Genomic DNA, 20,144 nt, shown 5'->3' with positions numbered 1-20,144 from the left:
TTTAGCCACCATTATAGATAAATGGTGGCTAAATTGATGAGGCACAAATAAAGCTGATCGCTAAACAGCTATTTAGCAAAATCTACTTAGTTGCCAAAGGGCGTAACTCAATTTCTGATTGAGCCATTAGATAGGCAAACTGCGCATAAGCTGCGACGTTTTGCTGTAGCGCTGCAGGATCAATTTTGTCCAGTGTGTCATTGGGTGTGTGGTGATAGTCAAAGTAATCTTGGCCATCTTGTCTTAATGATGCCACAGGCACGCCTTGTTTAGGCAGCATTGAGACATCAGGGCCACCAGAGGCGGTATTAGTGCCCATTGCGACACCGTTAGATGCCATAGGGGCACTCATTGCTAATACAGCTTCAAAAGCTTGCGTAGCGACGCGGTAGTCGATTTGGTAAATGCGACCAGCACCGAAATCTGATTCTGCGGCTATGTAGTGCTTAGCAAGTTCATCTTGATGGGCTTTTGCATAAGCCTTTCCACCAATAAGCCCTAGCTCTTCGGCTGCGTAGAGTACCACTCGGATGGTTCTGGCTGGCTTTTGAGGCAAGTCTTGGATCAATTTTCCCGCGGCTGTCACAATGCCGACTCCGGCGCCATCATCTAACGCACCCGTGCCTTCATCCCATGAGTCAAGGTGTGCGCCGATAAGCACAATCTCATCAGGCTTACTAGAACCGGTGATTTCAGCAATCACATTGTAAGAGGTCGCATATCCATGACTTTGCGGTGACATCTTGATTTGCAAAACAACATTATCATCTCGTTTCAGCATCAAATTAAGCTGATTAGCATCCGGTGAGGATAATGCTGCTGCAGGAATGCGTGGTACATCGTCTTGGTAGCGCATGGCGCCAGTGTGAGCCATTCTGTCGTGATCCGTGCCAATGGAGCGAATAACGATGGCCAGCGCTCCTCTAGATGCGGCTTCTACTGCACCGCGTGAGCGTCCGCCGACTGTTTTGCCATAACCCTTGCCTGTGGTGTGACGCTCAGTCTTATGATCGATAAAGGCTATTTTTCCCTCTAATGAACCTGCTGGGGAGGCCTTTAGCGCAGCAAGAGTGTCAAAGCGCACAATTGGAGCGGTGATCCCTTCGGTAGGAGTCGCAACACTGCCTCCTAAAGCGGTAATGACTAAGCCTTGAGGATAAGGGGCTACGACAATTGCTTCGGCATTGCCTCGATCCCATACCGGAACCTTTACTGGCTCTTTGTAAACTTTATCAAAACCTAATTGATTTAATTTATCCTCAGCCCATTGAACCGCAACCAGATCTTTGTCGCTACCCGCTAATCTAGGGCCAACTTCTACAGTTAAGGATTCTACCAAGTCATAAGCCAAGGTCGAGGAGAGGGCATCTTGTTGTAATTGACTAGAAACTTGAAGGTTTTTAGAGTTGGGTGGTGTTTGCTGACAGGCTAAAAGTGAACCTGAAAGACAAGTTATGAGTAAGATGTGTAGGCCGTTTTTCATAAGTTTCCTTTGTTTTTATTACTTATGTCCCATTTTTGAAAACAATCTAGCAAAAAGTGTGCTTTATGTCCCGACTATATCTGTAAGGCAAGGCTATATTAGTGGCGGGGATTGTTTTAGGAGAATTAGACTTTAATGAATATTGAATTAATGCAACAGCGTGCAGATCATGCCGTCGTAATGTTGAAAGCTTTGGCTAATGAACGTCGCCTTTTCATTCTGTGTTATTTACTGAGTGAAGGAGAGATGTGTGTAGGCGAGATGAATAAGAAGCTGGGTTTAAGCCAGTCTGCTTTGTCGCAACATTTAGCCTGGTTAAGAAAAGATAATTTAGTCGAAACTCGCAAGGAAGCTCAAACGGTTTACTATTCGTTGAAGAGCAAGGAAGTTGCAGAAATCATTAAATTACTTGATAACATCTATTGTGATAGATTGCAGACAGTTGCTTAACAAAGCTAAGCTCTGTTGTTAGTACATGATTGTTATTTACTAACGGCTGGTTTATGACTGGATAAAAGCGACACAACAGATGACTAATGGAGAGGCTTGCCTCTCTATTTTTTTGCCTCAATTTTGATAACGGTGATGTGTAAGCCAAATAACAGGCATAAAAAAACCGACCAAGGCCGGTTTTTTTCATTTGCTTTAAAACTAAAAATTAAGCAGCAAGTGCTTTGATTTTAGTATTTAAGCGTGACTTATAACGAGCAGCCTTATTCTTGTGAATAAGACCTTTAGTCGCCATACGGTCAACAATTGGTTGTGCTACAGCGAAAGCTGCAGTAGCTGCCGCGTGATCACCTGCAGTGATTGCTGCGATTACTTTTTTAACGTAAGTACGTAACATTGAGCTACGGCTAGCGTTGTGCTGACGACGCTTCTCAGATTGAAGCGCGCGCTTCTTTGCAGACTTGCTATTAGCCAAGGTGCAACTCCTAAATAGGGTTAGATATTTTAAAGGTCGGGAATATGCCTCACTATTGCCACTTTGTCAATGACAATAGTTGAATCTTTATCTTAAAGATAAAAAAATTCAACCTGCTTAGCTATCTCCAACCTAACTCGTGTAATATGGAGCGCGATTCTAACAGTAATAGCTAGAAGGTGATAGGGGAAAATCATATTTTTGAGACTACTCTTCTAAAGTTCTAGGTACAATTCAGGGCATATTTTGAGTAAAAAATTAGTTAAGTCAGGCATCATCGTGAGTGTCATGACCTTAGTCTCTCGCGTCATGGGATTAGTCAGGGATGTGGTTATTGCTAATCTTATGGGCGCAGGCAGTGGTGCCGATGTGTTTATTTTAGCAAATAAAATTCCCAACTTTTTAAGACGATTATTTGCCGAGGGGGCTTTTGCACAGGCCTTCATTCCCGTATTTACTGAGTACCAAGAAAAAAATACTGCTGAGGAGGTAAGGGAACTTATCTCAAAGGTCACTGGCACCTTAGGTGTTTTGGTGAGTATTGTGACCTTAGTCGGTGTTATTGCATCACCGGTAATCATGGCTTTGTTTGCTAACGGCTGGTTCGTTGCTTGGCTGAATGACGAACCCAGCGGTGAAAAGTTTGAACTTGCTTCTCTTTTGCTAAAGATCACTTTTCCCTATCTGTGGTTTATTACTTTTACTGCAATGGCTGGCTCTATTCTCAATACGAGAGGCCGATTTGCTGTTTCAGCATTCACGCCAGTATTTTTAAATATAGCCATCATTTGTGCTGCACTCTTCTTGTCACCAGAGCTTGAAAAACCTGAGTTAGGCCTTGCTATTGGGGTGTTTGCGGGTGGGTTAATTCAGTTTTTGTTTCAACTCCCGTTTTTATTTCAAGAAAAGGCGCTAGTTAAGCCATCTTGGGGTTGGCACCATCCTGGAGTCGTTAAAATTCGCACCTTGATGCTCCCTGCTATTTTTGGAGTGTCAGTGTCACAAATCAATCTGTTGTTTGATACCATCATTGCCAGTTATCTGGTAACGGGATCAATCAGTTGGCTCTATTACTCCGATCGATTATTAGAGTTCCCTCTAGGCTTGTTTGGTATTGCCATCGCCACCGTGATCTTGCCCGCTTTATCTAAAAAACATGTGAATGATGAGGGTAAAGGGTTTGAAAAAACCATGGATTGGGGAATTAAGGCGATTCTGTTACTGGGCATGCCGGCTATGTGTGGCCTAATTTTGCTCGCTAAGCCTATGTTAATGGTCTTGTTCATGCGCGGTGCTTTTACTGCTGATGATGTTGAAATGGCTTCTTATAGCTTGATGGCTTATGGGAGTGGATTACTGAGTTTTATGCTCATTAAAGTACTCGCACCAGGATATTACTCAAGGCAGGACATCAAAACGCCAGTGCGTTATGGGATTATCGCGATGGTCAGTAATATGGTGTTAAATATCATTTTTGCTATCCCATTTGGATATGTTGGTTTGGCTATTGCGACATCTCTATCGGCATTATTAAATGCAGCCTTGTTATATCGCGGCTTGCATAAAGCGAAGGTTTACACCGTCAGTAAGCAAACCGGACTCTTTTTTGGTAAAGCGATGCTATCTTGTATAGTGATGGTCACCGTTTTAATTCAACTTTTACCGAGTCAAGATATTTGGTTGCAACAAGTGTTCACACAGCGAGCCTTAACACTTTTAGCCTTGATTGGTGCAGGCGTAGGGAGTTATTTGATCAGCATGATCGTGCTGGGAATTCGCCCCTGGAAAATTAAAACGGGTCTGTAAATAACGGTTTGAGACAATACCAAGTAAGATCATTGCTGATAATCAATGTCAGCTGGTATATAATCCGCCCACTTAGGCTCGCTAGTTATGTAATGCAATGGAACTAATCCGCGGTATAAACAATATTTTACCAGCACATCACGGTTGTGTTCTCACCATTGGCAACTTTGATGGGGTACATCGTGGGCATGCTGAAGTTATCTCAAAGCTCGTGAAAAAGGCGAGACAGCTGAATGTGCCGGCGACTTTGATGACCTTCGAACCTCAACCGCAAGAGATGTTTAGGGGAGATTGTGCTCCGGCTAGACTCAGTACCTTGCGTGATAAAATCGTCTTGCTTGAAGAGCTCGGAATAGACCGCTTAGTGTGCATTAATTTTAATGCTAAGTTTGCCGAGATGCCTGCAGTAGATTTTATTGAGAAATTGTTGGTGCAATCCCTTGGCGTTAAATACCTGGTTGTCGGAGACGATTTCTGTTTCGGCAAGGAGCGAATGGGCAATTTTGACATGCTCAGAGCGTCAGGGGAGAAACATCAATTTGCTGTTGTCAGCACTCAAAGTTTCATTCTTGGCGATAAACGAGTCAGCTCTACAGAGATTAGGGAGCTACTTGCTAAAGGCCAGATGGAACAGGCAAGACGATTATTAGGTCATCCTTTTACCTTGAGCGGTCGAGTGGCTCATGGTGAAAAAATTGGGCGCACTATCGGTTTTCCTACTGCCAATATCGCTTTGAAGCGTAAAGTGAGCCCTGTGAGAGGCGTATTTGCGGTAAGGTTGTATTGGGATAACAGTGATGTTTATGATGGTGTTGCCAACGTTGGTTTTAGGCCAACGGTTAATGGGCAAAAATGCCAATTAGAAGTACACATTTTCGATTTTGATGGTGACCTGTATGGGCGTAATATTGAAGTTGAATTAGTTGCAAAAATTCGAGATGAACAACCTTTCCAGTCACTGGAAGCGTTGAAAAAACAAATTAACAATGATGCAAACAAAGCCAAAGATCTGCTTGGCTTCGATGCAAGCTAAGATCTTTTAGCAAACATGAATGGTATAGGATTAATGAGCGACTATAAATCTACTTTGAATTTGCCGGAAACTGAGTTTCCGATGCGTGGTAACCTGGCTAATCGTGAGCCTGTGATGCTGAAATCTTGGACAGAAGATAATCTGTACCAACAGATCCGTGATAGTCGTATTGGCCGTAAGCCTTTTATTTTACATGATGGCCCTCCGTACGCGAATGGCAGCATTCATATTGGTCACTCGGTTAACAAAATTCTAAAAGATATCATTGTTAAATCTAAAACAATGTCAGGTTTTGATGCGCCTTATATCCCTGGTTGGGATTGTCACGGTTTACCGATTGAGCTCAAAGTTGAGCAAAAAGTGGGTAAGCCTGGACATAAAGTTACCGCCGCAGAGTTTCGTGTTAAATGTCGTGAGTATGCGGCTAAACAGGTTGATGGTCAGCGTGATGACTTTATCCGTTTAGGTGTGTTTGCTGATTGGTATAACCCGTATCTAACGATGGATTACAGCACTGAAGCGAACATCGTGCGTTCTTTGTCAAAAGTAATCGAAAATGGCCACTTGCACAAAGGTGTTAAGCCCGTGCATTGGTGTACCGATTGTGGCTCAGCGCTTGCTGAAGCTGAAGTTGAGTACGAAGATAAAAAATCTCCAGCCATCGATGTTGCTTTTGCCGCTGCAGATAAAGCTGCTCTGATTGCTAAATTTGGTGTTGATGAATGTAGTGGTCCTGCCTCTATGATTATCTGGACAACGACGCCTTGGACACTGCCTGCTAACCGTGCCTTATCTATCGCTGGTGATATCGAATACGCGTTAGTTGAGTTTGTTAAAGGCGATAAAACCACCACCGTGATTTTAGCTGATGCGCTAGTTGAGTCATGCATGGAGCGTTATGGCGTTGATTCCCATAAAGTGCTAGGTAAAGTCAATGGCGATGCACTTGAGTTACTGCGATTTAACCATCCTTTCTATGATTTCGATGTGCCTGTTATTTTAGGTGAGCATGTTACCGTCGATTCAGGTACTGGTGTGGTTCACACCGCGCCAGGTCATGGTCAAGACGATTTCATCGTTGGTCAGAAGTATGGTCTTGAAGTGGCTAACCCTGTTGGTGATAACGGCGTTTATAAATCAGATACTGAAATCTTTGCCGGTCAGCATGTATTTAAGGCTAATGACAGTGTCGTTGCTCTTCTTGAAGAGAAAGGCGCACTCATCAAGTTTGAAAATATTATCCATAGTTACCCACATTGCTGGCGCCATAAGACACCGATTATCTTTAGAGCTACACCTCAGTGGTTTATCTCTATGGAGCAAAAAGGCCTTAGACAGCAAGCGTTAAGTGAAATCAAAGAAACGAAGTGGATCCCAGACTGGGGCCAGAATCGTATTGAAAAAATGGTCGAAAACCGTCCTGATTGGTGTATTTCTCGCCAGCGTACATGGGGCGTGCCTATTGCTTTATTTGTGCATCGTGAAACTGAAGAACTGCATCCAGATAGCACTTCACTTATGGAGCGTGTTGCAAATAAGATTGAGCAAGAAGGTATTCAGGCTTGGTGGGATCTTGATGCGGCAGAGCTATTAGGTGATGAAGCAGATCAATATCGCAAAGTAACCGATACACTCGATGTCTGGTATGACTCTGGTTCATCTTTTTCATCGGTTGTTGCTGCACGTCCTGAGTTCCATGGTCATGATATTGACCTGTATTTAGAAGGTAGCGATCAGCATCGTGGTTGGTTTATGTCATCATTGATGATCTCTACTGCGATGAATGGTAAAGCACCTTATAAGCAAGTGCTGACTCATGGTTTTACCGTTGATGGTAAAGGACGCAAGATGTCAAAGTCTGTGGGTAATGTTATTGCTCCACAAACTGTGACTAATAAACTGGGTGCGGATATTCTTCGTTTCTGGGTTGCAGCAACAGATTACACTGGTGAGATGACGGTCTCTGATGAGATCTTAAACCGCAGTGCTGATGCGTATCGTCGTATCCGTAACACGGCTAGATTCCTGCTTGCTAACCTCAATGGTTTTAATCCTGAGACCGATTTGGTTGCCGTTGAAGATATGGTTGCCTTGGATCGTTGGGCTGTTCGTCGCGCTACTGTACTGCAAGAAGAGTTACTTGAAGCGTATGAGCAGTATAACTTCCACCTAGTGACACAGAAACTCATGCAGTTCTGTTCTGTTGAGCTAGGAAGTTTCTATCTTGATATCATTAAAGATAGACAGTACACCGCTAAAAGTGACAGTCATGCTCGTCGTAGTTGTCAAAGTGCCCTGTACTTGATATCTGAAGCTATGGTTCGTTGGATAGCACCAATCTTAAGCTTTACAGCCGATGAGATTTGGCAACTGCTACCGGGTGAGCGTGAAAAATACGTATTCACTCAAGAGTGGTTCCAAGGACTTAAGTCTGTCACGACAGAGAATGATCTTAGTGATGAGTATTGGTCAGAGCTATTAGCTGTACGTGCTGAAGTGAACAAGGTGATCGAGCAAGCTCGTCGCGAAAAGCAGGTCGGTGGATCGCTTGAAGCTGAAATTACGCTTTACGCTGATGAAGCCCTATCTTCAGTTCTAGCTACTTTAGGTGATGAACTACGATTCGTATTGCTTACCTCTAAGACTCAAATTCTTGAGTTGTCAGCGGCACCAACAGACGCTATCGATACCGAGTTGAGCTCGCTTAAGTTAGGTCTGCATAAAGCAGAAACAGCAAAGTGTGAACGTTGCTGGCATCACAGAGAGGATGTGGGGCAAGTTGAATCACATCCTACCTTGTGTACTCGTTGTGTGACCAACATTGAAGGTGACGGCGAAGTTCGCCAGTTCGCTTAAATAGTAAAAAAGCAACGGCTCTTGAGGAGCCGTTGCTTTTTTCTGTTAACTAATTTCAATGCTTGAAAAATAATATTTTTAAAGCATTGATAAAATAAATTTTAGATTGGGAAGGATTGATTAATGCCAACTAACTGGAAAGACAGTGGCTTGCGTTGGTATTGGGTGGTGGTATTGGTGTTTATTGCCGATCAACTGTCTAAGCAATGGGTATTGTCTAATTTTGAGTTGTATGAGTCTGTAAAATTATTGCCTTTCTTTAATTTTACCTACTTGCGAAACTATGGCGCTGCTTTCAGTTTTTTGAGTGATGCAGGCGGGTGGCAACGATGGTTGTTCACGATAATTGCTGTTGGTTTTAGTACGCTATTAACTTTTTGGTTAAGAAAGCAACCGGCTCAGATGTGGCGTTTGAATTTAGCTTACACCTTAGTGATTGGTGGGGCATTAGGTAATTTGATTGACCGTTTACAGCACGGTTTTGTTGTCGACTTCTTACACTTCTATTGGAATACCAGCCATTTCCCTGCGTTTAATATTGCTGATTCTGCCATTTGTGTTGGTGCTGGTTTAATCATCATCGATTCAATTATCACTGAACGAAACGATAAGAAAAAAAAAGCTCAAGATAACAGTAATACAGCGAAGGAGTAGTTACCTTATCGGCCTGATTCACGTATTAGATATAAGCGAAAAAGCTCAAGATAACAGTAATACAGTGAAGGAGTAGTTACCTTATCTGCCTGATACGCGTATTAGATATAAACGATAAAGAAAGCTCAAGACAACAATAATACAGTGAAGGAGTCGTTACCTTATCTGCCTGATACACGTATTAGATATAAACGATAAAGAAAGCTCAAGATAACAATAATACAGTGAAGGAGTCGTTACCTTATCTGCCTGATACACGTATTAGATACAAACGATAAAGAAAGCTCAAGATAACAGTAATACAGTGAAGGAGTAGTTACATTGGCTGATACACGTTCTATTTTATGTCATATGAATATCGTACTTGAAGATGGTTCAACGGCTGATAGTACCAAAGCGTCGGGCAAGCCGGCAAAGTTGAATGTGGGTGATGAGACATTAAGTCCAGCGTTTGAAGCTGAAATTGTTAATTTGTCTGAAGGCGATAAGCATAGTTTTACACTACAAGCTGTTGATGCGTTTGGTGAGTCAAACCCAGATGCTATTCATCATATGGACAAAAGTAAATTTCCCGCTGACATGTCACTTGAACCTGGCGTTATTGTTAGCTTTGGGGGACCTGGTGGAAGTGAGATCCCTGGCATGATCCGTGAGGTTGCTGGTGACTCTGTTACTGTCGATTTGAATCATCCATTGGCTGGGCAAGTGGTGACCTTTGAACTTGAAGTCGTGCAGGTACTATAACGTATGCAAGTAGACAATAACCTTCAGATTAAACTCGCAAACCCACGTGGATTTTGTGCCGGTGTGGATAGAGCGATCAGCATTGTTGAACGCGCTTTAGAACTATTTCCAGCTCCTATCTATGTTCGTCATGAAGTGGTGCATAACCGTTATGTGGTACAGAATCTGAAAGATCGTGGTGCGGTTTTTGTTGAAGAACTGGATCAGGTTCCCGACAATAGTATTGTGATCTTCAGTGCTCATGGTGTTTCCCAAGCCGTGAGAAAAGAAGCCAAACGTCGTAGTTTGAAAGTGTTTGATGCGACCTGTCCACTTGTGACTAAGGTTCATCTACAAGTGACACGAGCAAGTCGTAAAGGTATCGAGTGCATCTTGATTGGTCATGCTGGTCACCCTGAAGTTGAGGGAACCATGGGTCAGTACGACAACCCTGAAGGTGGTGTGCTGTTAGTTGAGTCTCCAACAGATGTAGAGTCATTGGTTGTTAAAAATCCTGATAATCTTTGCTTTGTAACTCAAACAACCTTATCCATGGATGATACCGAAGATGTTATTGTGGCGCTCCAAAAGCGTTTTCCTAGTATCCAGGGTCCTCGCAAAGATGATATTTGCTATGCCACTCAAAATAGACAGGATGCAGTAAGAAATGTGGCCGATGATGTAGAGTTGTTCATTGTGGTTGGTTCTAAGAACAGTTCGAACTCTAATCGTCTTCGAGAATTGGCTCAAAAAAGAGGCACACAATCTTACTTAGTCGATAACTCTGACGATATAGATTCAGATTGGTTTAAAGGTATTACTAAAGTAGCTGTAACTGCTGGAGCATCTGCACCAGAGGTGTTAGTTCAGCAAGTTGTTGAGGCTATCGCAAAATTAGCACCCAGTGTGATCACCGAAGTTGAAGGGCGTAAAGAAGACACCGTTTTTGCGGTTCCAGCTGAGTTAAGGTAATTATTTTTAACGTTTTTCCTAAAATAAAGGAGGCTAATAGCCTCCTTTTTGTTATCTAATTTTTACCATTTTTTTAATGTAAAATATTTGCACACACTATTAATGCTCGCGTGTAACATTCGACTAAACTATCATTAACCTATATAGTGGTTGATTAAGCTAACGTTCAGATTTATAACAGGTAAACCAGTGTTTTAACCGTCAATAATATGACGAATAAAGGATAGTTGACGCAGATGAAAAATGAGGTAAAAGGCTTCTCTTTGATCGAGGTGCTAGTGTCGTTAGTGATACTAGTGATAGGTCTGATCGGCATTTTTAATCTTCATATTGTTTCCAAGAGAAGTAGTTTTGAATCATTTCAACAAACTCAAGCCTCTTATTATGTCAATGACATTATTAACCGAATGAAATTGAATCGTACTCAGTTAATCAATTATAGCGGCACTTTTAGTGGTGCTCTCTCCGCCCCTAGCACTTCTTGTGATGTTGCCGCTGGCGCTGCAGCAGTGGTTTGTAGCAACGTGGAAACTCGGCTTTGGGATCTATATCAATGGGAACAATTGTTCGGTGGCTCTTCAGAGAGAATTAGTGGTCGTGATGTTGGTGGTTTAGATACTCCAACGGCTTGTATTCAGATTCAAGCCACCGGAGAAGTACTTGTTGTGATGACGTGGAGGGGAATAAGAAACCTTTCCGATGGTACAGAGAATGCGACAGGTGATGGTGCTGCTTTTATTAAAAGTTGTGGTACAGCCAGTGACAGGCGCCGTGCTTACTCGATCAATACTGTGATTATATAAATGAGACAAGCGATGCAGAAAAGGAATAAACAGATAGCGGGTTTTTCTTTGGTTGAACTTATGGTTGCCATGGTGATCAGCTTATTTTTATCTGCAGGCTTGTTTGCCATGTTTACTATGTCTGCCACGAATGTCACAACGACAAGCCAGTTTAATCAACTCCAAGAGAATGGACGTATTGCACTGGCACTGATTGAAAGAGATGTAAGTCAGTTAGGGTTTATGGGTGACATGACTGGAACCGATTTTGTTCTTGGGGCAAACACTCAAATTCCCGCAGGCATTGTGCCAAATGACTGCGTTGGTGCTGGCGCGAATAATGCGACATTGCCGAACAATCAGCCATCGCATTTTAGGCGATTGTGGGGGTATGAAAGTGGTGTCAGTGCTGACTTTTTTGCTTGCCTAAACAACGTCAACAGTGGCACTGATGTGTTACAGATAAAAAGGCTTATTGGTCCTGCAACTGTAACCCCTAATGTAAATACCCGATACTACATGGCCGCCACACCCAATCAGGCCATATTTTTTGTCGGCACTCCTGTCCCACCTGTTTTAGCCAATGCCAGGTTTTGGGTGTACCAGCATCATATTTACTATATTGCTGATGATGGCGATATTCCGGTATTAAGACGTAGAACATTAAGTGTCAATAACGGCATGGCTAATGAAGACCAACTTGTCGAAGGAATCGAAAATTTTAGAGTGTTGTATGGCTTTGATAATGATGGAGACAACACGGCCGACAGCTTTATGCCAGTGCAAAATGTCACTAATTTGATGTGGGACAATGAGCTCTTTCAGCGTTTAGTTGCGCTGAGGATATTTGTTTTAGTTAGAGCTACCGAAGCAGACAACAGTTATACCAACAATACAGTGTACAGATTGGGTGATAAAGCCATTGCAGCTACGGGAGATAACTTCAGAAGGAAAGTTGTCTCGACTACGGTCGTACTTGAAAATCCCGTATTGATTAGGTAAATAGCACATGTTGAGACGTGTGCTTAAAAATTGTTTGGAGTAAATAGATGAAGAAGCAAAAAGGGATTGTTCTGTTCTTCTCACTGATTGTACTTGTCATTATGACAGTGATTGGTGTGGCACTTGCTGTGAATTCGACTCAGTCCATGAGAATGGCGGGTGCGGGATCTGAACGTGTTGAAGCAATGGCTTCAGCCCATGGGGCGTTAGATAGCGTTATCAGTACTAATCAAGGTGTTGGGCTTGCAAATTTAACTGGCGAATTTAATGCGGGTACCATGTTAGGTGTAACCAGTACGATCACACCTTTGCAGCTTGATGATGTGAGTTGTCAACGCAGCGCCAATGCGAATTCATCTAATTTAGTCAGTTGCCGCCGTTCTGAAATTTCGAGTGTATCTACTTTTGGGCGTAATGATATGGGCCGATTAACGGTTATCGCTGGTGTTGAACAAGAAGTGCTTACTGGGAGCTAGAAATGATGATTAAACGTGTTTTATGCTCGGTTCTGTTTGCTTTGGTTACAATATCAGCGGGTACTGTTGCCGATGATACCGAGCTGTATGTTGTTGAGTCTTCATTAAGAACCGGTGCAAATCCAAAAATATTAATTATTTTTGATAACTCTGGAAGCATGAGCACTATTGAAGAGGACACTCCAGGGTCATATGATTCTGGAATTACCTATGAAGCAATTAGCTCAGCTCACGCTTATCAAGATGATAAAATTTATTTCACCAAAGGCGCTGGTGTAGATAATGCAGGTACCGATATACCTTTGAGTCCCTCTGATTCGAAACGTTTTTTAAAAGATATTAATGGTTGCCACCAAAGCTGGAGTCTAATTGAAACTTACGGTCGTTTTACTGGGTTTGTTGGTGAGTATCGAATAAGGGGGAAAACGGGCACTTGGGGTGAGTTACGAGATAACAGTGGTGCTAACTATGACACCATAGATTGCCTGGAAGATATTCATGAAAATGACCCGATTAATGCAAAAAATAAGGATGGGGTTTCGCATCCTAATGGCTTTCCTATTGATGGAATTAAAGAGGGGAATGTTCCTAAGCCATATAGCACGGCAGGTGGAGATACTCAGCTAGGATTAGGTGAGGCAGTGACGTTATATACGGCTAATTATCTTCGTTGGCATGCGGCTGCTGTTGCTGGAGAGTTACCTACCAGTCCACAATCTCGATTGAGCATTGCGAAAACAGCGATTGAGACTGTTATTAACACCAATACATCAGTAGATTTTGGGTTAGCGTTATTTAATATGGATTATCCGTCTGAAGGCTATCGTGATGGCGGACGCATTGTTTCAAAAATTCAAAAAATGACCACATCTAACAAAAGTGCACTCTTATCAACTATTGATGGCATACCTGCTGATACTAATACCCCACTTTGCGAAACATTATTTGAAGCCTATCGATATTTTGCTGGTAAGTCGGTGCTATATGGTAAAAAAGACTCAGATTACTCCAGCTGGTATGAGGGTAATAAGCCGCCAAGAGATACGACAGCAGAATCTGGTTCGAATTATAAATCGCCATTCAGGATATGCCCAGATGCTGCTTATATTATCTATATTACCGATGGTGTTCCAAGCCAGGACACTTTTGCTGATACAGATATAGAAACACTGACAGATAATGGCGTGATTGAGCAGGCTGATGATAAAATTGTCGCGCCACTTTATACCGCTTTTTCAGAAAGTCTTTCTACGCCCAACTACCTCCCTGCATTATCGAGCTATCTCTATCATAATGATTTGGTGACATCACCGGAAGTACAGAGTGATGGAACAACTGAGCATATGCAAACAGTTAAGACCTTTACGATTGGTTTTAGCTCAGGTGCATCAGATGCCGCGCCATTATTGAAAGAAACAGCTAGAAGAGGAGGCGGACTCTATTTTTCAGCGACCGGAGGGCTTGGATTAGCCGCTGCACTTAACGAAGCTCTTTTAACGATAATGGAAACGGATGCAAGCTTTACCTCTCCAAGTATTGCCAGTAATAATTTTGATCGCACTCAGACATTTGATTCAGCATATTATGCGATGTTTCTTCCTGGTCGAGGACCAAGATGGAGTGGCAACCTGAAAAAACTTAAAGTGACTTCAGATGGCGTACTAGTGGATAAAAATGGTGTGATAGCGATTGGTGAACAAGGAAATATTAAGGATACAGCCTGTACTTTCTGGAGTCTTTGTTCGCCTAAAGCTGATGGTAAAAAAGTGATGGAAGGTGGGGTGATAGAAGCCCTGCAAAAAGTGACACCTTCAACTGGCATCAGTGGTAGGACTATCTATTCGAATTTGACTAGCCCAATGTCTTCACTCTCACAAGTTTCTGAATCAATTCTGTCTACTAATATGGGGATTGATGAGGCTAATGTTAGCAGTACGGTAAAGTGGTTATATGGTTACGATGTCGATCTTGATAACCCAGGGGGCAGTAAAACTGATTTTCGAAGTGACATCATGGGGGATCCGTTACACTCAAAGCCTTTAGCACTTAATTTTGGTACAAAAGCGAGCCCTGATATCCGTATTGTTTTGGGGACTAACCAAGGTTTAGTTCATATGTTTAAGGATACAGGCAGTGATGTAGTGGAGAGCTGGGCATTTATGCCTACAGAGTTGCTGAGTAATGTTCCTATTTTGAAGAAGAACATTGCCAACGGAGGTCATTCAGTCTACGGCATGGATGGCTCTCCTGTAGCCTACACAGAGACTGATTCTTCAGGGAAAGTTAATAAAGCATGGGTATTTATAGGCATGCGACGTGGTGGTTCCTCTTATTACGCTTTAGATGTGACATCTCCTGACTCTCCAAGTGTTAAATGGGTTATTACTCCACATAGCGCTGGTTTTTCTGCGCTTGGGCAAACTTGGTCTGAACCCATCGTCACGACAATACCTGGCCATACAGGGCCTGTACTGATATTTGGAGGAGGATATGATGCCTCTTTATATGATGCAGATACAGTTCCCAATACGCCCGCAACTCATGGAAAAGCTGTGTATGTAGTTAATGCTGATACAGGTGCATTAATTCATGCGTTCACAGACACAGGGTTAGCTGGAACAAAAATTGATGGGCTTGTTGACAGTATTCCTAATTCAGTCGCTATTTTGGATAGTAATAATGATGGCTCTACAGATCGTATCTATGCGACAGATGTCGGCGGAAATGTGTGGAGGATGGATCTACCTGATTCAAATAAGAGTTCATGGAGCGCTTATAAATTGGCAGGCTTAGGCGGCGGTACAACGATTAATGATCGACGATTTTTTGCTGAGCCAGCGGTCGCTCAAACTACATTTAGTAATATTTCGGAAGTCGAAGTTACGGATGGTTCAGGGACAACAACGACAACAACTTATCAAAATATTCCCTATGATGCTGTCGTTATAGGCAGTGGTAATCGATCTCACCCAACTGGGCTTGATACTGCTGATAAGTTTTTTGTCTTACAAGACCGAAATGTTGTTACTCGAAGTCTTGTTGGAGAGGCGGTTCCTGAGGTTATAGATATAAGTAAACTGTATAACGTCACTTCCGCGCCTCCTGTGACTGAAGCTGAAAATATCACTTTTGGTGCCACACGAGGGTGGTATTACGATTTTACTGGAAGCGGCGAAAAGTCATTGACGGCTGCGCTGATAATAGATGGTAGGGTCTTTTTTACTTCTTTTGTTCCATCTGCCAATGTCATATCTGATTTAATATGTAGCACCTCTGGGCAAGGTAGGCTCTACATTTTTAATCTGCATAAAGGTACTAGGACCTATGCAAATGTTTATTACGAATTAGGTGAGCGTGTACCGGATACACCTCAAATAGTTATCCCCGCTCCAGAAACAGGAGAGGATCCCTATATCTATATCATTGGTGTCGGTAAAGGGGAGATAAAAGATGGTGAAGCGACAGGAACCATTAATGTTGGTTCAGGTTTAGGTGTGAACAAAATCTATTATCACATTGATGAGTGAAGCGAATCACACTAACTTAAGCTGAGAAAATATTATGAAAATAAATAAAGGTTTTACGTTAATTGAGTTGATGATAACCATTGCCATTATAGGTATTTTAGCAGCAATAGCTTATCCATCATATACGGTATATGTTGCTGAAAGTGCTCGTGCAGAGGCGCATACATCACTGTTAAGAGCAAGTAATTTGCAAGAGCAGTACTATCTTGATAATCGTGGATATACTGAAAACATGGTCGATCTTGGATTTGGTGCAGATCCATTTTTGACGGAGAGTGATCTATACAGTATTGATTCAACTGGAACGGGGAACTTTGTGCTTGTTGCTACAGCGCAGGGGGTCCAAGCAAGTCGTGATAGCGGTTGTGCTACGATCCAAATTACAGATACAGGGGCTAAAACCCCAGCGGAGTGTTGGTAATGAAGAGCTATATTGTTTCACTTTTTTTATTTGCTTTGTCTATGTCAACTTTTGCTAGTGAGAAGCAAGATTATAAGTGTTTCATCAATTCAACTGACGGGGATAGAGTGGTGTTCTATCGATGGGAAGCCAAAGAAATCAAGTTGAAAATGGCTACTTTAGTTGGGCGTACCAACATGAATAAGAAAGGGAAGAAATACTACATTAAAAATGTACAAGAGTGCGTGCTAATTAATCAGGATTTTGAATCTTCTGATGGACAAGATATTGATAAAATTACATTGCACTAATTATTGATAATAAATACCACTTCCTAATATAGCTTAATTAGCATTAGTTACAGTTGATCACGACATCAGAAAGTCGTACTTTCCCAGATGAGCTTATCTCCACTCCTCTTGAGTTTTCACTTGTTTTAGAGCCTGGGCAATAAGAAAAGGTTCCAGTGGTCGATGTCGAGGGAATTAACCCGTCAGGTGTAAAGCTAACGGAGTTACCTGCATAGGTAATAAAATCGTCAGCATTAAATGCATCAACCTGTTTGATAATCGGGTCTGTGACTCCCGCAGTTGTATCTATGGTTGTTGCTGCACCGTTATCAATAAAAATACTGAACCCCTGCTTCCAATCAGTTCCACACGCAGTGCCAGAGATAGGGCAAACTGTGACTCTTGCACCGTAACTAACTGCTTGGCTGCGGGCAAACATCAGGTATTGTTGCATTTTTCTTATTTCACTATCAGCTCTATAACCTTGATACATATCGGTGAAAGAGGGGACACCTACAGCGATTAATATTGTACTTATCACGAGTGTCACCATCAGCTCGACTAAGGTGAAGCCTTTTTTGAATGTCAACATTACATAAATCCTCACTGTATACTGAGTAGAGTATAAGCGAAAACATATCTATTATCTGTAGGTAAACAGTAATAAAACAAGCCAATTTATTGGCTTGCAAGGTATTTTTGACACTGTTGTTTCGTAACGGTTAACTTGTTAGTTATCGCATGTGATTACCTTCTTTGTTGAAAATCTTACTCGACCAGCTTGATTTACGATCACGGCTTGTGAATATTGACTATCTTGCGATGAAGGGCAGTACCTTAAGGTTCCATTAGTCCCCGACGCTAAGCCTGTAGGCTGAAATCTAACAGCTTGCCTGTTGTAGGTTATGAAATCTCTTGAGTCGAATGGTGCTGTGTTAAATATGATAATGTCAGTGCCATCGATCTGATTTGATTCTCCTAAGTCTGTAAAAATAGTAAGGCCTAATTTCCAATCTTTAGAGCATTTACCTTCCTTTATGGGGCAGACGGTGACTCTACTTGAATAGTTGATAGCGTGATTTCGGGCCAATTGGAAGGTCTGCTGCACTTTTCGTATTGCTGTATCGGCCCGAAAATATTCATCAATAGATTGATATTGAGGTACACCAACTGAAATCAAGATCGTGGAGATGACTAGAGTGGTCATGCATTCAACTAAGGAAAAGCCGAGTGATTTTTTCATTTTTCATCCTTGAAAATGTTCTTACTCACATCCTGAAAGTAAGTGTTAAGCCAGTGAAATGTGTGCTGAATGTTAATTATAGACGAGTTATTGAACTTTACTTTGCTTCCTTAATTGTTCGTTAACTAGAACAAGCCTTGTATTGATGAATGTAACATTTAGTCTTTGGGGAAAGTCTATCGCATGCTAAGATTAGTCATTCAATATTTTTAGCAATTTAAGCAAGTGAATAGGAGAGTTTGATGAAGAAGGTCGAAGCCATTATTAAGCCATTTAAATTAGATGATGTGCGGGAATCGCTTGCTGAGATTGGTATTACAGGCATGACTGTTTCAGAGGTTAAAGGTTTTGGTCGTCAAAAAGGACATACTGAGCTTTATCGTGGTGCCGAGTATATGGTCGATTTCTTGCCTAAAGTTAAAATTGAATTAGTTATCCAAGATGAGCTGCTAGATCAAGCACTAGAAGTGATTGTTGATACAGCACGAACTGGAAAAATTGGTGATGGAAAAATATTTGTTACTGAGATAGAGAGAGTGATCCGAATTCGTACTGGTGAAGAAAACGAAGAAGCGGTTTAGCTCCTTCAATGAGCTTGTTTTGAGATAACAAAGGGCCGCAATTTTTTGCGGCCTTTTTTATTTTTAACTAACTCAGTTTTTAAGTGAGGGCTTTACTTTACTACTTGAGTCCCTAATCACAGGTTCAGGTATAAATATCTTTGCTCGTTCATCATTGGTTGAACGTCTTTTGGCAATCAATAACTCGGTGGCTATTTGTGCAATTTTTTGTGTTGGTTGATGAACCGTTGTGAGTTTAGGCCAAGTCTGCCTTGAGAATGGGCTGTCCTCAAATCCAACGATTGAAAGGTCATTTGGTATATCGAGCCCCTCAAGTCGAGCTGCAAAAAGCGCACCCGCTGCAATTTCATCGTTACAAGCAACAATGGCAGTTGGTCTTTTACTTTGGGGTCTTTTTAGTAATTCTTTGGCTCCATTTACACCCGATTCGAATGAATACTGCCCAGAAATAATATTGTTACTTTCTACTGGAAGCTTGTTAGTTTGCATGGCTTGAGTGAAACCCGCTAAACGCTCCTTCGTCGACTCATGGTGTTGATCACCACTTAAGAATGCAATGGACTTATGACCAAGATCGATAAGATGTTGAGTGATACTAACCGCTCCATGCTTGTCATTAACTAGCACGGCTAATCCAGTGTCATCTTTAACTTCTCCACCAGCAATGATACGAACATAGTTTGCATTAATCTCATCAAGCGCTTTTAATATTTTAGGGTCTTCAGAGAGTGGCGGGGTTAACACTAAGCCTGCTAATCTGGCGTGTTTAACCATAGTCGTTAACTCATTACAGATGTTATCGCCTTTCGAGTCACAAGGGTGAATTAAGAGGTCATATCCCAATTTTTTGCACGAAGATAAAATTCCATTTTGCATATCAATAACATAATAAGCATTCGGATTATCATAAACAAAACCGATCACGTAGGACTTGGTTCCCGCTAAATTTCGAGCGGCTAAGTTGGGCTGGTAGTCTAGTACTTTTATCGCCTCATTGACTTTGTCTATGGTTGCTTGCTTTACCGAAGGCTCGTTATTTGTGACCCTAGAAACTGTCTTTATCGAGACTCCTGCATGCTTAGCAACGTCATTTATTGTTACTTTCATTATTTTAAATACTCTTTATATCAGTGCATTAAGTACAAAAGCCAGTATCGTAAATATGTCATTACAAAATGCATTCTTAGCTTTACGGAGAAGAGTTTTTCAATTTGTTACTGACTATAGTGCGAACTTTTCTGTTAATTAGCAAACAAGAAATTCAAATTCAATATTGCTTATACTCAAAGCTTCTAAGATATTTCATTGTTTAATTTCGCTACAGCCCTTTTAACACCGCCATTACAAATGACGCTAGGGAAGTTTATGGTGTTGTGAAATTGTGTGTTTGA

The 20,144-nt window shown here is 41.8% G+C and carries 19 protein-coding genes; 14 read left to right on the top strand and 5 right to left on the bottom strand.

The genetic code is table 11. The features are described from left to right. Nucleotides 1-82: 82 nt before the first annotated feature. Entirely contained in the window at nt 83-1,483 is a 1,401-nt protein-coding gene (locus FN961_RS21490; protein ID WP_144042223.1) for a M28 family peptidase, read from the bottom strand. A gap of 135 nt (nt 1,484-1,618) precedes the next feature. Between FN961_RS21490 and FN961_RS21485 the strand changes: the two genes are divergently transcribed. Further along, nucleotides 1,619-1,933, top strand: a complete 315-nt coding sequence (locus FN961_RS21485; RefSeq protein WP_144042222.1) for an ArsR/SmtB family transcription factor — start codon at nt 1,619-1,621, stop codon at nt 1,931-1,933. A gap of 208 nt (nt 1,934-2,141) precedes the next feature. On the opposite strand, the gene rpsT is transcribed toward FN961_RS21485, so the two are convergent. Next, nucleotides 2,142-2,408 carry a 30S ribosomal protein S20 gene (gene rpsT, locus FN961_RS21480; protein ID WP_144042221.1) on the bottom strand — a complete coding sequence of 89 codons (267 nt, stop codon included), beginning with the start codon at nt 2,406-2,408 and terminating at the stop codon, nt 2,142-2,144. A gap of 246 nt (nt 2,409-2,654) precedes the next feature. On the opposite strand from rpsT, the gene murJ reads away from it, so the two are divergent. The 12 genes from murJ (at nt 2,655) to FN961_RS21420 (ending at nt 16,950) form a co-directional block, all read left to right on the top strand. Continuing rightward, nucleotides 2,655-4,214 carry a murein biosynthesis integral membrane protein MurJ gene (gene murJ, locus FN961_RS21475; protein ID WP_144042220.1) on the top strand — a complete coding sequence of 520 codons (1,560 nt, stop codon included), beginning with the start codon at nt 2,655-2,657 and terminating at the stop codon, nt 4,212-4,214. Between the two features lie 97 nt (nt 4,215-4,311). Next, nucleotides 4,312-5,247 (top strand): bifunctional riboflavin kinase/FAD synthetase, encoded by a 936-nt coding sequence (gene ribF, locus FN961_RS25960; protein WP_144042219.1) that lies wholly within the window; start codon nt 4,312-4,314, stop codon nt 5,245-5,247. Between the two features lie 33 nt (nt 5,248-5,280). Further along, a complete protein-coding gene (gene ileS / locus FN961_RS21465) occupies nt 5,281-8,103 on the top strand; it encodes an isoleucine--tRNA ligase (protein WP_144042218.1) in 2,823 nt (940 codons plus the stop codon). 123 nt (nt 8,104-8,226) lie between these two features. After that, complete coding sequence (gene lspA, locus FN961_RS21460; protein ID WP_144042217.1) at nt 8,227-8,757, top strand: signal peptidase II; 531 nt, start codon at nt 8,227-8,229, stop codon at nt 8,755-8,757. 321 nt (nt 8,758-9,078) lie between these two features. After that, on the top strand, nt 9,079-9,501 hold the full coding sequence (gene fkpB / locus FN961_RS21455) for an FKBP-type peptidyl-prolyl cis-trans isomerase (RefSeq protein WP_144042216.1): 423 nt from the start codon (nt 9,079-9,081) through the stop codon (nt 9,499-9,501). A gap of 3 nt (nt 9,502-9,504) precedes the next feature. Then, nucleotides 9,505-10,452, top strand: coding sequence for a 4-hydroxy-3-methylbut-2-enyl diphosphate reductase (gene ispH, locus FN961_RS21450; protein WP_144042215.1), 948 nt, complete (start codon nt 9,505-9,507; stop codon nt 10,450-10,452). 236 nt (nt 10,453-10,688) lie between these two features. Further along, the gene (pilV, locus tag FN961_RS21445) at nt 10,689-11,255 is read left to right on the top strand and encodes a type IV pilus modification protein PilV (protein ID WP_144042214.1); all 567 of its coding nucleotides are present in this window, start codon (nt 10,689-10,691) and stop codon (nt 11,253-11,255) included. 12 nt (nt 11,256-11,267) lie between these two features. Then, the gene (locus tag FN961_RS21440) at nt 11,268-12,236 is read left to right on the top strand and encodes a PilW family protein (protein ID WP_229814778.1); all 969 of its coding nucleotides are present in this window, start codon (nt 11,268-11,270) and stop codon (nt 12,234-12,236) included. Nucleotides 12,237-12,283: 47 nt separating this feature from the next. Beyond that, on the top strand, nt 12,284-12,712 hold the full coding sequence (locus FN961_RS21435; protein ID WP_144042212.1) for a pilus assembly PilX family protein: 429 nt from the start codon (nt 12,284-12,286) through the stop codon (nt 12,710-12,712). A 2-nt stretch (nt 12,713-12,714) separates the two neighbouring features. Next, nucleotides 12,715-16,239: a pilus assembly protein gene (locus FN961_RS21430; protein ID WP_144042211.1), complete on the top strand. Its 3,525-nt coding sequence runs from the start codon at nt 12,715-12,717 to the stop codon at nt 16,237-16,239. A gap of 34 nt (nt 16,240-16,273) precedes the next feature. Then, the gene (locus FN961_RS21425; RefSeq protein WP_144042210.1) at nt 16,274-16,660 is read left to right on the top strand and encodes a type IV pilin protein; all 387 of its coding nucleotides are present in this window, start codon (nt 16,274-16,276) and stop codon (nt 16,658-16,660) included. Continuing rightward, nucleotides 16,660-16,950, top strand: a complete 291-nt coding sequence (locus tag FN961_RS21420; protein WP_144042209.1) for a TapY2 family type IVa secretion system protein — start codon at nt 16,660-16,662, stop codon at nt 16,948-16,950. The genes FN961_RS21425 and FN961_RS21420 overlap by 1 nt, the downstream gene beginning before the upstream one ends. A 43-nt stretch (nt 16,951-16,993) precedes the next feature. Here the strand turns inward: FN961_RS21420 and FN961_RS21415 are convergent, their stop codons facing one another. Continuing rightward, nucleotides 16,994-17,521: a GspH/FimT family pseudopilin gene (locus FN961_RS21415; RefSeq protein ID WP_144042208.1), complete on the bottom strand. Its 528-nt coding sequence runs from the start codon at nt 17,519-17,521 to the stop codon at nt 16,994-16,996. A gap of 138 nt (nt 17,522-17,659) precedes the next feature. Then, nucleotides 17,660-18,172 (bottom strand): GspH/FimT family pseudopilin, encoded by a 513-nt coding sequence (locus FN961_RS21410; RefSeq protein ID WP_144042207.1) that lies wholly within the window; start codon nt 18,170-18,172, stop codon nt 17,660-17,662. 242 nt (nt 18,173-18,414) lie between these two features. Here FN961_RS21410 and FN961_RS21405 point away from each other — a divergent pair, with 242 nt between their 5' ends. Beyond that, nucleotides 18,415-18,753: a P-II family nitrogen regulator gene (locus FN961_RS21405; protein WP_012323941.1), complete on the top strand. Its 339-nt coding sequence runs from the start codon at nt 18,415-18,417 to the stop codon at nt 18,751-18,753. Between the two features lie 72 nt (nt 18,754-18,825). Here the strand turns inward: FN961_RS21405 and FN961_RS21400 are convergent, their stop codons facing one another. After that, nucleotides 18,826-19,860 (bottom strand): LacI family DNA-binding transcriptional regulator, encoded by a 1,035-nt coding sequence (locus FN961_RS21400; protein ID WP_144042206.1) that lies wholly within the window; start codon nt 19,858-19,860, stop codon nt 18,826-18,828. Nucleotides 19,861-20,144 lie beyond the last annotated feature (284 nt).

The organism is Shewanella hanedai (genome assembly GCF_007197645.1).
In the GTDB taxonomy this organism is placed as follows: Bacteria; Pseudomonadota; Gammaproteobacteria; order Enterobacterales; family Shewanellaceae; genus Shewanella; species Shewanella hanedai.
Note: the sequence above shows the minus strand (reverse complement) of the source record. Positions and strands in the feature narration are given on the sequence as shown.